Here is a 12,837-nt window from a genome sequence, read left to right on the forward strand (position 1 = left end):
TGTTTTTGACTGTCGGAGGAAGGAAGGATGCAGAAACTCATTGATATTGACAGAAAAATGAGCGCATGGTATCATATGTTTAAACATTTGAACATATTCCGGGGCGATTAAAGAACAGGAATGAGGGAAGAGTGATGATCGTGGAAAAGTCTTTGGAGACGAGGGTTAATTTACAGGATGGTATTCTGTCAGGGCCTTTTGTATCCGAAAGTATCCGCACCCTGGGGCAGCTGAAAGGTTTTTTTGGGGATGAACATGCCCGGATGCGAATGCCACAGGACACGGTGGTGTACAAGGTCCAGGTGCATGCAAAGGAAAAGGAAGGTGTAAGCGGAGGGCTATTTTTCGGAACAAGTTTTCTATATCCCGGGCTGGTGGGAGATGAGTATTTTATGACGAAAGGGCATTTTCATGCCAGGCTATTCTGTGCTGAATACTACTGGTGCATTCAGGGAAACGGGGTTTTATTGCTCATGGATACAGATGCCAATTGGCATTGGGAAAGAATGTATCCGGGTAGCCTGCATTATATTCCCGGAAATGTTGGCCACAGGTTAATCAATGTGGGGGATTCCATACTTTCCGTAGGTGCTTGTTGGCCTTCAGATGCAGGGCATGATTATCGGTCAATTGTGGAGAGAGGCTTTCCTGTGCGTGTGAAAAAAGCAGATGGGAAACCGGCTTTTACAGGAAGTGAAGCATGAAAAACAGTGTTGACTACAATTCGCCTGTTCCGCTGTATATGCAAATCGAGAAGTATCTGCGTGAACTGGTACAACAAAAAGAATATTTGGAAGGAAAGGCTCTTCCAGGCGAGATGGAGCTGTCGCGGAAGTTCGGAGTCAGTCGAAATACATTTCGTATGGCAATGGATAGACTTGTGCGGGATGGACTGGTGTTGAGAAAGCCGGGTATCGGTTCTTTTGTTAACAGAGAGCCTATTAATACAGCATTATCCAAATGGGACAGTTTTTCCGATGAAATGGATGCAAAGGGAATTGCTTTTACTTCTCTGTCCCAAAAAGTGACCTGGAAGGAGCCTGAGAATGAAACAGTCATTGCCATGGGAATCAACACAGGGGAACACATTTGCTGTCTGGAGCGGCTGAAAGGGATCGGAAGGCAGCCGGTGGTATTGTTCCTCAGTTATTTTCATCCCCGCGTGGGCATATGCAAGGATGAAGCCTTCAATGGAAAGTTATATCGTATCCTGGAAGATAAATATCACCAGGTTCCTACTGTTTCCAACGAAGAGATCAGCGCCATAAAATGCAATGCTTACTTTGCGAAAAAGCTTTCCCAATCTATGGACATGCCGATTTTGTGCCGAAAGCGGGAAGTTTTGAATGCAGCAGGCAAGTTGCTGGAGTTATGTTATGCCTATTATCGTTCGGATAAATTTGTCTATTCCATTCAGATCAGAAAAGAGGAAAAGTAGTTGAAGTCTGTTTCAATCGATTTGGGAGGTACAACTATCAAACTGGCGGTTGTCAAAGATGGCAGTGTCTTGACACAGAGCCACATACCTGCTCTTTCCGGAGAAGGGCTCAAGGAGCGGCTTCCTGATCTGGAAAAGAGGATCAGGGAAATGGTGGACTTACGTACGATCGATGGTATGGGAATTGCCTTCCCGGGCATTGTGGATCCAACAGGGAAACGGATCCTATCCGTGAATGGAAAATATACCGATGCCATGAAGATGGATCTGGATGCCTGGTGCCAAAAGACCTTTGGACTTGAAATGATTTTGGAGAATGATGCCAATGCGGCTCTGGCAGGAGAATTGTCCTATGGCGCCGGAAGGGGCTATGGCGACGCTGTCATTATGATTCTCGGAACAGGTGTTGGGACTGCGGCAGCGATGGGAGGGCATTTGCTGCGAAGCAAACATCATCAGGCAGGATGTCTGGGCGGACATATAGCTGTGGAAGTGGATGGAAGGCCATGTACCTGTGGGAGCAGAGGATGTCTGGAGGCCAATGCAAGTACCTGGGCCCTTCCTCTTCTTGCCAGGGAGGATCCGGGCTTTGCGGAAAGTGGTTTGAGCAGGGAAAGTACCATTGATTATCTGGCTTTGGAGACTTGGTATAAGCGAGGTGATCCGCTGGCTATTCGGCTTTTTAATCACAGTGTAAAGTGTTGGAGTACAGGAATCATCAATCTGATCCATGCGTATGATCCAGAACTGGTGATTTTAAGTGGTGGGGTGATAAAGTTTAAGGAACTTTATGAACCGATCGTTCGCCGGGTCAGGAAATATGCATGGACTCCATGGGGAGAACCGGAATTTCGTATTGCAAAAGATCCGGAACAATCCGTGGTACTGGGTGTTCATGGACTCCTGCTTCAGTTTTTACGGTCCGGTATGGAAATAAACAAGGAAGAGATGAAAGGAGATATATGATGATATCCGGTAAGATATTTTATCCGGGAATCGATATTTGTCCCATGGAAGATCCAGTGGGTTTTCGTTACGGTCCGGACTGCTTTGGCCCTTTACCGGAAATCCGGAAGCTGGACAGTATCCGGGCCAGTCTTTTGGATCCGGATTGTGACGGCCCGGAGGATGTTTATGCCATTGCCATGGATGTGGGGAAAAAAGGCCATGAGACCCTACTTCGAGAGCAAATGCTGCTGTTCGGCGTGGTGACTTATGCCAGGGGGAGGTTGGGCAGCGAACCAATCCGAAGCCAGGGACATATTCATAGGATAAGTGCGCACTGCGGCTGGTCCACACCGGAAATCTATGAGATATGGAAGGGAAGCGCTGTCATTCTGATGCAGGAATCTGCACATGACGATCCGGGCTGCTGCTTTGCGGTCTATGCGTCTCCCGGTGACATTGTGGTGGTGCCTCCCTATTGGGCTCATGCCACCGTCAGTGCGGATCCCAATGAGCCCCTCACCTTCGGCGCATGGTGTGACAGAGATTATGGATTTGAATATGAAGAAGTACGTGCACATGGCGGCCTTGCTTATTTTCCACTGATTGGGACGGACGGGAAACTGGATTGGCAGCGGAATACCTGTTATATGGATTCTGAGCTCATTCAAAAGGCTCCTGGAAACTATGGTAATCTGGGGATCAGGAATGGAATACCGATCTATACGCAGTTTGAACAAAGTTCAGATACGTTTCTGTTTGTATCCCACCCGGCAGGAAAAAAAGAAGTGTGGGATCATTTTATTCCCTGAAAGAGCCACATCCATTATTCTGAGTCGGTAGTGATACTATTTTTTGCTATGCACAGCTCTAGAGGGAATCATTTTCTTACATAAACTGAAATCCCCTTTATTAGGCCGAACTGTAGAATCTTGTAATATGGGCTGGAAAATCGATGGCATATCCACAAAAACAATGCAATACCGCAGCTAGTTGAGCTTTGGTATTGCATTGCTTTTCTATATTACCATAAATTAGTTCGCTGGCTTACCTCACATATGCCTTTATGGTCATCAGCTTTTGCCCCTGCGACCGGGATGTCGGCCGGATGATATATTTATCAACGGAGGCGGGAACGATAAACGTTTCTGCATAATGAACAGGGAAGGGTTCGAACCGGTCATCCGGGCTGATGATTTCCGCTTCTTCCCCTGCAACCAGGTTGAAAACGCATACACTTCCATTGGAGAAATGGGGGACCGGCTTTGTAAAGGTATGACGTCTCGTCTCAATAAATTCCCTTTCGTGAAGCCCGGTTTGTTCCTCCCGGATTCCGGGCTCGGAGGAAAGCTCGCGGTCACGGTTCACCAAGTTGTCCGAGACCCACTTGGTCGTCCTGTCCCAACAAATCACCTGTTCTCCATGCTCAATGTGGATGGGTCGCGGCAGGCCGTCCAATCCCACGCGCCCCCAATCCCAGAGTTTAAAGGTAAAGATGTAAGGGGTGGCGCTGATTTCCAGAACCATGGTGTTTTTCCCGGAGCAGTGGATGGTACCTGCAGGAATCAGAATATGATCATGCTTTTTGACCGGTATTTTATTTACATATTTCTCTGCATCAAAAACAAGCTCTCCCCTGGAAGCCTGTTTTAATTCCCTGATCATCTTCCTGGAATCAATGTTGTCTTTCAGCCCCAGATACACATAAGTATCTTCATTTTCCGCACAGTCCAGGATATAATAGCTTTCGTCCTGGGTGTAATGCATCCCGAAGGCCTGCTGAATGTATTCGGTCAGCGGATGTACCTGAAGGGAGAGATTCCCGCCGCCCATGGTATCCAGTAAGTCGAACCGGATGGGGAACTCATCTCCAAAGCGGGCATGGACTCTCTCTCCCAGGAGAGTGCGGGGCTGATAGTATACAACATCGACAGCAGGGATTTCCACCCGGACTTTTCCAAATCGAATATAAAGGCTGTTTTCCTCTGGCACGCCGTCAAAACTCCACGCAAAATTGGCCTTGCTCCGGTCCAGGCCACAGACTTCTTTCATCCACTGCCCGCCCCATACACCGGGGTCAAAGTAGGGAACCAGACGGAAAGGCTGATGGGCCAGAACTTTCAGGGCATGCACAAAGGCTTCCCCTGTTATCATTCTGGGATGGTCCGCTTCATTGGTATCCAGTACATAATCGAACCGATCGAACAATTTCTTCTTATGACGGTCCGCCAGTCTCCAATCGACGAAATATCCGCGCTTAAACTTTGCCAGCTGCGGATCCTCTGAATTTCTGCCGTTGTAGTTCGGCATCCCTTTTTTATATCGTTTCTGAATTTCCCAGCGTGCCAGATCACAGTAGATGAATAGATCGCCAAAGGTGATCAGGGATGCACCGACACCGTAAACCAGGATAATTCCGCTTTCGATTCTGTCGATGATACTCCTTAGTTTCAGAACTTTTTCCCGGATAAAGAAATCTGACAGTTTTTTGGTCGTAAGGGCTCCAAAAACCCTGTCATCTGTCAGGTTATCCTGGATCATGGATTCGTAGGTGTCGGTATCATAGATGCACAGATCAGCCGGAAAGCTTTGCTGATAGTGTAAACCGGACAGTCCGCGAAGCACTTCCTTTTCATCTACTCCGGGGTAGAAGTCCAGGACAACAACGGCACGTTTCCTGCTGCCGATCCTTCTTTTCAATTCCGCTGCAATGGAGGAATAGCCGGAAAAAGCATGGCTGTCATAGCCTGTAATCTTTGTCTCTGGAAATTTGTCATAATGATAAGGGAATTCATGCATGTACTTACCTCCTGATGATTTCTAAGTTGAATTATAGCATATGTTATTACATTATTCAATAAAGTGTGCATATATTTTGTGCATGTATTTACATTTTACATGGATTTATAGTATAATAAGATATCGGAAAGTTGCAATGCCACGTCCCATATTGTGTTTCAAACGATGTACAAGGGGGCTTTTTAATGGAAAGATTACGATAGAGCTGACTTTAAAATCAAAGGGGGAATATGAACTGGCCTTTGTCCGGGAAAAAGCCAACCAGTCGCCAGTTGATATTATCCTGAATTGGAAAGGAGCAGTTACAGAATCGGATGTAAAACTCGAACAGATAGGGGGAAACAGATGGCGCTTACCTGCAGGATGCTCAAAATACAGGATGAAATTAACAAAAGCATCTTCTTTACAATAATAGAAGTATTATCTGTGATCTCGAAGGATTGTTTGGGAAAGTGAAAATGTTTCCTGGAATATGATGCTATTTCCAAGCTGGCAGCGTAAGGGGCGGTATTGAGGTCAATACTGCTCTGCTGCCCACTTCCATGCTTAAGACTGCGTAGCCAATTACATCGGATAACCGGGATTTTTGTCATAATGGTAAGGAATGCGTATATGTACTTACCTCCTAATGATTCCTAAGCTGGATTATAGAATATGTTATTACATTTATGGATAAAATGGTGCTAATATTTTCTGCATGTGTTTACATTTTACAGATGCTCATAGTATAATAAGGTATCAGGAAGGCCGGCATAGGAAAAGCATCCATTTAATCAGATCATGCTGGTCAGATAAAAAGGCTTATTTGGAGGAGCAAAAATGCCGCTGTATGATCAGATTATTGACGCAATCATGAAAGCCATTGAGACGAACAGATTGCAAGAAGGCGATAAGTTGCCTACGGAAATGGAGCTGAGCAAAGAGTTTGGTGTCAGCCGCCCCACGGTTCGAAATGCTTTGCTGCGGCTTGCAAATCAGGGATATCTGGTTCGGGTGAGAGGCAATGGAACTTTTGTGACAAAGCCGAAGCTGGAGCAGGAATCCGTCCAATTTATAGAAAGTTATAATCAGGAGATGAAAGCCAAGGGGCTTGTACCCAAAACCCAGGTGTTGGAGTTTCGTGTCATCCCATGTGACGACAGGATCGCATCCAAACTGGATATCCGACCGGATGACAAGGTAATCAGGCTGACGCGTTTGCGCTATGCCACGCCCTATTATGAGGAACAGCCGGTGCTGCTGACTACCGTATATCTGCCCTACAATGAGGCGTCGGCTATATTGTCCTGCGATCTGGAAAACACATCTTTATATGAAACATTGGAAAGGCAGGGCATCACCATATGCAAGGCAGAACGGGAGCTGGAAATCAAATTGGTATATGGAAAAGCTGCAAAGCTTCTGGAGGTTCCAAAAGGCTCTCCGGCACACTTTATTTCATCGGTAGGATATGATCAAAGTGGCAAACCTATGGAATACTCGGAAAGCTTCTATCCGGCAGGACGGAATAAGTTCATTATTCGAATCAATCGTTGAATCCAATCCTGTAGGTATGACTAAGCCATTTGGAAAGAAGATTATATACCTTAATTAAAGGAGGACTTAAAGATGTGCATGCATCTCACAATCAACCTTCCGGACAACCTTACGGAACGGAAAACCATTTGCCTTAACGGAACATGGGAAATTTTAGGAGCAGATCCTGCTATGTCTATCGATTCCTTGCCCGATCACTTTTCCAATACCATTCCTGTTCCCGGCCTTTGGGATCTGGCAGAGGAGCCGATTACTGAAAAAGCTGCATGGTACAAAAAGGCCTTTTTTCTTGAGGGGAAAATCCCTGAATCAGTTATTCTAAAAATTGGAAAAGCCTTTTGGGGGAAATATATCTATCTGAACGGCACCCATGTTTGTGATCATCATCCCAATTTTACTCCCGCCTATGTGGACATTACTCCTTTCCTTCACACAGGCTCAAACGTGCTGTTGATTAAGATAGGTGCGATGGGAACGCAGGATCGTGCCCTGGGACATCCGGTAGGATATGATAAGGAGAAGTTTGAATACATCCCTGGTATTTATGACGATGTTAGTTTATTTTTCGCAAACAACCCAATCGTTCGTTATATTCAGACCTCTCCCCAATTGAAGGACAGCGCTGTTCTTGTACGTCTTACCTTAGCGAACAATTTGCCCCGGGGCATCATGACTAAGGTGAGTTTGGAAGTTCATGAACATGTCGGTAAAAGTATGGTGGCAGAAAAAGAAACAGAGATATGCGTACCTGCCCTGGGAGCGAAGATAGTCACCGAAAAAATAACGTTATCGCATCCAATGCTTTGGAGTCCGGAAAACCCATTTTTATACGACATTACTGCCAAAACACAAGGAGATTCTTTAACCGAGCGTTTTGGAATGCGCACCTTTGATTTCAATCCCGAAACCAAGCTTCCGATGCTCAACGGGCAACCATATTATCTGCGGGGTAACAACATCACCATGTACCGCTTCTTCGAGGACCCGGATCGCGGTACACTCCCCTGGAATCGGGATTGGGCAGAGAAGGTTTTGCGTAGTTATAAGGAGCTCAACATGAATAGCATTCGTTATTGTATTGGTTTCCCTCCCGAGCTTTGGTACGAGCTGGCGGATGAACTTGGCTTTCTGATCGACGATGAATATCCAATCTGGTTGGAAATCCAGAAAGTATATACAGATTCATGGCGCACTTCTGCAGAACAGTTGGAAATTCCATATACGGCCGACAGTTTGTATTGGAAGGATATTGAGGCGCTCGATGGGAAATACCCCGTATGGGGTGATACTCTGCCACCCATCGAAGAAATGATCATTCCCGAGTTGATCGATTGGATCAATGAACGTGCCAATCATCCCTGCGTTGTGATCTGGGACATTCAGAATGAAACCACGACGTTTCTGACTGAAATCATGATTAAAAAGGTGCGGGAATCTGGCGTGGATCTTTCAAACCGGCCTTGGGACAACGGCTGGGCGCCTCCTGCCGCCGCGAGTGACCCGATTGAATGTCATCCGTATCTTTTCAGCGACTATCGCTTTAAAATGATAGAAATGAATCAAATTGACAAAGATCCGGCGCTCCGATCTCCGTATTTCTATAATTACAGCCGCTCTTCCGATTTGCGGCTGTTGCCGTCCAATCCGCGTATCATCAATGAATATTGTTGGCTCTGGATGAACCGCGATGCAACTCCTACAGCTTTGACAAAAAAACTTTACGAGACAAGATTGCCAGGTGCATCTCCTGATGGGCGGCGTCACTTTTATGCCCATACCGTCGGTAAGTTGACCGAGTTTTGGCGCAGCGGGCGCAAGGCGGCTGGTGTCCTGTATTTTTGTGGCTTAACCTACTGCAAAAAGGAAGGCTTTACCTGTGATGCGTTTCTCCCCGATATTGCCCATCCTGCCTACGATCCGCTTTTCCGTAAAAGAGTAGCAGACGCAATGGCTCCCATCGGTATATGCATTGAGGATTGGGCTGAGGTTCATACACCTGGCGGAAAGGACTTTCGTGTCTCCATGTATAACGATCAGGCCGATGATTGGGAGGGTATTGTCCGGTTTTCGCTATATAGAGAAAACAACGAGCTAAGCTGTTCCGAAAAAAGTTATATGGTTGAAAAGTTTGGACGCTGCGAGAAAACTTTTTCGGTTTCCATTCCCCCGGAGGAGGGGAACTACCGACTGGTTGCCTCCTATACGGATGCTTCTGGTGAGGAAATAAGCAGCATCCGGGAGTTTGTTTCCGCGTGAACGATATCCCTTCACATTCTCATCACAAAAAGCGTGTATAATAGAAAATGATTTTACTTGGAAGTGGTGAAGAATGAATCGAATCCTGATTGTCGACGATGAAGAAAGAATCCGGAATCTAATTCGGAAATATGCAGAATTTCAGGGCTACGAAGTAGCTGAGGCATCAGATGGTCTGGAAGCGGTGGAAGTGTGCCGCATGCGGGATTTCGATGTTATTGTCATGGATATCATGATGCCGGAGCTTGACGGGTTTTCTGCCTGCAAGGAGATTCGGAAAGTCCGGGATACTCCGGTCATCATGCTTTCTGCACGGGGTGAGGAGTATGACAAACTCTATGGGTTTGAGCTGGGCATTGACGATTACGTGGTGAAGCCTTTTTCTCCCAGGGAACTGATGGCACGGGTCCAGGCAGTCACGGAGCGATATCGGAAGAAAACGGATGATCCGGACAGGGATCTCTTTATTCTGGAAGGACTGACCGTGGATTTTACCTCAAGAACGGTTATCGTGGACGGCAGACGAATCGATATGACACCAAAGGAATATGATCTGTTCTTCTATCTGGTGAGAAACCGGAATATTGCCCTGACCAGGGAAAAGATTCTTACTGAAGTATGGGGCTATGACTTTTTTGGCGATGAGCGCACTCTGGATACTCATATCAAGTTGCTGCGGAACAGCCTTGGCAGATATCGAAAATTCATTATTACGCTCAGAGGGGTGGGATATCGCTTTGAGGCTTAAACGAATGAGCGTTCAGTGGAATCTTTTTCTCTATTTTACTTTTTTCGCGGCATCGATGCTTATACTGCTGTGGCTGTTTCAAACGGTATTTCTGGATAGCTTTTATAAAAGTATCAAGATTCATCGGATCAAATCCTCTGCTGAGAGCATAGCAAAGAATATAGACAATCCGGATTTGCAGGATTTGGTTGTGCGCATTTCTGAACAAAATGATCTGAACATTAAGGTGACGGATGAAGCAGGCATAGCGTTGTATTCGGCGGACAATCTGCCGGAGAGCATCCTTCGGCGCATGCCTGCCATAGAATTTATGCGGCTGAAGAAGCTGGCGGAGGAAAAGGGCGGCACTGTTCTGGAACGTTTTCGGTTGAACAAGCCTGGAAACAGGGAGGAAAAAAGAAATTTTATAGGGAGGGTTCCGCCTCCGGACCGGAAAATATCGGAAGTCGTGATCTGTGTCCGAATGGTTTCTGTAAAGGATGGTTCTCAGCGGATCGTTTTGTTGAATTCCATGATCAGTCCGGTCAACGCAACGGTGGACACGCTGCGGGTCCAGCTGATTTGTATCACCATTATCATGCTTTTGCTGGCCTTTTTCATCGCTTTGCTTCTTTCCAGGAAAATCGCGGGTCCTATCATCAGGATCAACCGCTCTGCCCGGAATCTGGCCAATGGCAATCCGGACATTGTATTTGATGGGGGTGGCTATCGCGAGATATCCGAACTCAATGATACTCTTACTTATGCGGCAAAGGAGCTTTCCAAGACGGAAAAACTGCGCCGGGAGTTAATTGCCAATGTTTCACATGATCTTCGGACCCCTCTGACCATGATAACCGGTTATGCTGAAGCCATGTGTGATTTGCCCGGTGAGAATACCGTTGAGAATGTGCAGATCATTATTGATGAAGCAAAGTATCTGACGGAGCTGGTCAATGACATGCTGGATTACAGCAAGCTTCAGTCCGGTACGCAGGAGTTGAATATTACGGAATTCAATCTGACAGACAGCATTCGCAGTATTCTGGATCGGTATTCCGCCATGATCCGGCCGGAAGGATATCATATTACTTTTCAGTCAGATCGGGATGTATCTGTTCGTGCCGATGGAATGCGGATATCACAGGTGATTTATAACCTGATCAACAATGCCGTTGCCTATACCGGACCGGACAGGAAGGTTTCCGTTGTACAAACGGAATACAGGGGATTTGTAAGAATTGAGGTGAGGGATACGGGAGACGGCATTCCCGAAGATCAATTGAAAAACATATGGGACAGATATTATAAGCTTGACAAAATGCACAGCCGGGTCCAGGGCACCGGCCTGGGGCTTTCCATTGTAAAATCCATTCTGACTCTTCACGGTGCCCGGTTTGGTGTCCAGAGCAGGATGGGAAAAGGAAGCACATTTTGGTTTGAGCTGAACACGCTGGACGCTTAATCCGTATGGGATGGAAGTGAGTTCGTCATTTGATACATTCAGCTGATTTTCAGCTGCATTTCACAAAGCCGTCACATTGCCCCCTTAGTATAACAATATAAGGAAAGGGTGATGGATGATGATTAAAAGGTGGTACCAAAAACAGAACGGTCCGGATCTTCCGATCCCGGAACAGAATCGTTCCATTCGGGTGAGTCCCGGGAGGAATCATCCGGATGTGCCGAACTTGTCCTATTCCGGGCAGAATCAGGCGGTCGCTTTGCGGCACGAGCTGAAACATACGATGAACCCTGTAGATTGCTGTGCTCTTCGGGCAAAGCTGCATCTCTTTTTCGAGTATGATGACCATGCCGATGTCAACGGAAAGTACAAGGTTCGAAGCCTCTACTTTGACAATCCGGACAATATGGTGCTTCGTCAGAAACTGGACGGGGTGAATAACCGAGAAAAATTCCGGATTCGCTATTACAATAACGATCCGGGTTTTATCCGGTTGGAAAAAAAGTCAAAAATAAACGGGCTTTGCGGCAAACAGGCCACAATGCTGACCCGGGAAGAGTGTGAGTATCTGATCCGCGGTGATAGCCAGTGGATGAGAGAGAGCGGAAACCCCCTGATTCTGGAATTATACACCAAAATGCATTATCAGATGCTTCGGCCCGGAACGGTGGTGGACTATGAGCGGGAGGCTTATGCTTACCGTCCCGGAAATGTGCGGATTACCCTAGACAGCCAGATACAGACCGGTCTTACCAGGAAGGATCTGTTCAATCCGGATTTGCCGGTCCTTGCAGCCTGCCGGCCGGATATTGCAATTCTGGAAGTGAAATACGATGAATTTTTGCCGGATCTCGTTGCGGACATTGTAAGAATATCAAACAGGCGGCAATCCCCGTTTTCCAAATATGCTGCTGCCAGGATTTACGGTTGATCTTGTCAGGCTTAATCAAAGAACGAGGAGACAGACATTATAATATAAGGAGACAAACATTATGAGTTTTAAGGATATTTTCAAATCCAACTTTATTGAGAACGTGAAGGGCTTTTCTGCCCTGGATATGATCATTGCCATGGGGCTTTCCTTTATTCTCGGTTTATTTATTTTCTATGTTTATAAAAAGACGTTCACCGGAGTGATGTATTCCGCCAGCTTTGGCATATCTCTCACGGCCATGTCCATGATTACGACCATGATCCTTTTGGCGGTGACTTCCAACGTAGTCCTTTCTCTTGGCATGGTCGGTGCCCTGTCCATCGTAAGGTTTCGGACAGCGATCAAGGATCCGCTGGATATCGCTTTCCTGTTCTGGGCCATTTCGGTAGGTATCATACTGGGCGCGGGCATGATTCCGCTGGCGGTGTTCGGCTCCATCTTTGTCGGCGTGGTCCTGTTGCTGTTTGTGAACAAAAAGAGTTTTGAGAATCCCTATATTCTCATGGTCCGTTATACCGGTGAGGATTATGAAGAGGAGATCATGAAACATATCAAGGAGAATGTGAAGAAATTTGTTGTAAAGTCCAAAACTGTATCCACGGAAGGAATTGAGCTGACACTGGACGTCCGGCTCAACGGGATGTCCACGAAATTCATCAACAGCCTCAGTGGTCTGAACGGGGTAAGAAATGCTGTCCTGGTCGGATATAGCGGCGATTATGTGTCTTAGAAATGGA

The 12,837-nt window shown here is 46.5% G+C and carries 11 protein-coding genes; 10 read left to right on the plus strand and 1 reads right to left on the minus strand.

Annotated elements, in window-relative coordinates; translation table 11 throughout:
• Positions 1 to 134 precede the first annotated feature (134 nt).
• The 4 genes from QBE55_07345 to QBE55_07360 are packed head-to-tail and all read left to right on the plus strand — an operon-like array spanning position 135 to position 3,195.
• On the plus strand, positions 135 to 704 hold the full coding sequence (locus QBE55_07345) for a glucose-6-phosphate isomerase family protein (GenBank protein WZL77399.1): 570 nt from the start codon (positions 135 to 137) through the stop codon (positions 702 to 704).
• Positions 701 to 1,438, plus strand: coding sequence for a GntR family transcriptional regulator (locus QBE55_07350; GenBank protein ID WZL77400.1), 738 nt, complete (start codon positions 701 to 703; stop codon positions 1,436 to 1,438). The genes QBE55_07345 and QBE55_07350 overlap by 4 nt, the downstream gene beginning before the upstream one ends.
• Positions 1,439 to 2,404, plus strand: coding sequence for an ROK family protein (locus tag QBE55_07355; GenBank protein WZL77401.1), 966 nt, complete (start codon positions 1,439 to 1,441; stop codon positions 2,402 to 2,404). It abuts the gene before it with no gap.
• Positions 2,401 to 3,195: a glucose-6-phosphate isomerase family protein gene (locus QBE55_07360; GenBank protein ID WZL77402.1), complete on the plus strand. Its 795-nt coding sequence runs from the start codon at positions 2,401 to 2,403 to the stop codon at positions 3,193 to 3,195. The genes QBE55_07355 and QBE55_07360 overlap by 4 nt, the downstream gene beginning before the upstream one ends.
• Positions 3,196 to 3,430: 235 nt before the next feature.
• Here QBE55_07360 and QBE55_07365 read toward each other — a convergent pair whose 3' ends face one another.
• Positions 3,431 to 5,182, minus strand: a complete 1,752-nt coding sequence (locus QBE55_07365) for a class I mannose-6-phosphate isomerase (GenBank protein WZL77403.1) — start codon at positions 5,180 to 5,182, stop codon at positions 3,431 to 3,433.
• Between the two features lie 819 nt (positions 5,183 to 6,001).
• Here QBE55_07365 and QBE55_07370 point away from each other — a divergent pair.
• The 6 genes from QBE55_07370 to QBE55_07395 all read left to right on the plus strand — a co-directional run bounded on the left by QBE55_07370 (position 6,002) and on the right by QBE55_07395 (position 12,830).
• The gene (locus QBE55_07370; GenBank protein WZL77404.1) at positions 6,002 to 6,718 is read left to right on the plus strand and encodes a GntR family transcriptional regulator; all 717 of its coding nucleotides are present in this window, start codon (positions 6,002 to 6,004) and stop codon (positions 6,716 to 6,718) included.
• 72 nt (positions 6,719 to 6,790) lie between these two features.
• Complete coding sequence (locus QBE55_07375) at positions 6,791 to 8,974, plus strand: glycoside hydrolase family 2 TIM barrel-domain containing protein (GenBank protein ID WZL77405.1); 2,184 nt, start codon at positions 6,791 to 6,793, stop codon at positions 8,972 to 8,974.
• A 73-nt stretch (positions 8,975 to 9,047) separates the two neighbouring features.
• Positions 9,048 to 9,722, plus strand: a complete 675-nt coding sequence (locus QBE55_07380) for a response regulator transcription factor (protein WZL77406.1) — start codon at positions 9,048 to 9,050, stop codon at positions 9,720 to 9,722.
• Positions 9,712 to 11,166 (plus strand): HAMP domain-containing sensor histidine kinase, encoded by a 1,455-nt coding sequence (locus QBE55_07385; GenBank protein WZL77407.1) that lies wholly within the window; start codon positions 9,712 to 9,714, stop codon positions 11,164 to 11,166. The genes QBE55_07380 and QBE55_07385 overlap by 11 nt, the downstream gene beginning before the upstream one ends.
• A gap of 283 nt (positions 11,167 to 11,449) precedes the next feature.
• Positions 11,450 to 12,097 (plus strand): polyphosphate polymerase domain-containing protein, encoded by a 648-nt coding sequence (locus QBE55_07390; GenBank protein ID WZL79888.1) that lies wholly within the window; start codon positions 11,450 to 11,452, stop codon positions 12,095 to 12,097.
• Between the two features lie 61 nt (positions 12,098 to 12,158).
• Positions 12,159 to 12,830 carry a DUF4956 domain-containing protein gene (locus tag QBE55_07395; protein ID WZL77408.1) on the plus strand — a complete coding sequence of 224 codons (672 nt, stop codon included), beginning with the start codon at positions 12,159 to 12,161 and terminating at the stop codon, positions 12,828 to 12,830.
• Positions 12,831 to 12,837: the final 7 nt, after the last annotated feature.

Source organism: Eubacteriales bacterium mix99, assembly GCA_038396605.1.
Taxonomy (GTDB): domain Bacteria; phylum Bacillota; class Clostridia; order Caldicoprobacterales; family DTU083; genus UBA4874.

Excerpts from the sequence above, each read along its gene's own strand:
- QBE55_07345 (WZL77399.1), top strand. The coding sequence starts at position 135 with ATGATCGTGGAAAAGTCTTTGGAGACGAGGGTTAATTTACAGGATGGT.
- QBE55_07350 (WZL77400.1), top strand. The coding sequence starts at position 701 with ATGAAAAACAGTGTTGACTACAATTCGCCTGTTCCGCTGTATATGCAA.
- QBE55_07360 (WZL77402.1), top strand. The coding sequence starts at position 2,401 with ATGATGATATCCGGTAAGATATTTTATCCGGGAATCGATATTTGTCCC.
- QBE55_07365 (WZL77403.1), bottom strand. The coding sequence starts at position 5,182 with ATGCATGAATTCCCTTATCATTATGACAAATTTCCAGAGACAAAGATT.
- QBE55_07370 (WZL77404.1), top strand. The coding sequence starts at position 6,002 with ATGCCGCTGTATGATCAGATTATTGACGCAATCATGAAAGCCATTGAG.
- QBE55_07375 (WZL77405.1), top strand. The coding sequence starts at position 6,791 with ATGTGCATGCATCTCACAATCAACCTTCCGGACAACCTTACGGAACGG.
- QBE55_07380 (WZL77406.1), top strand. The coding sequence starts at position 9,048 with ATGAATCGAATCCTGATTGTCGACGATGAAGAAAGAATCCGGAATCTA.
- QBE55_07390 (WZL79888.1), top strand. The coding sequence starts at position 11,450 with ATGAACCCTGTAGATTGCTGTGCTCTTCGGGCAAAGCTGCATCTCTTT.
- QBE55_07395 (WZL77408.1), top strand. The coding sequence starts at position 12,159 with ATGAGTTTTAAGGATATTTTCAAATCCAACTTTATTGAGAACGTGAAG.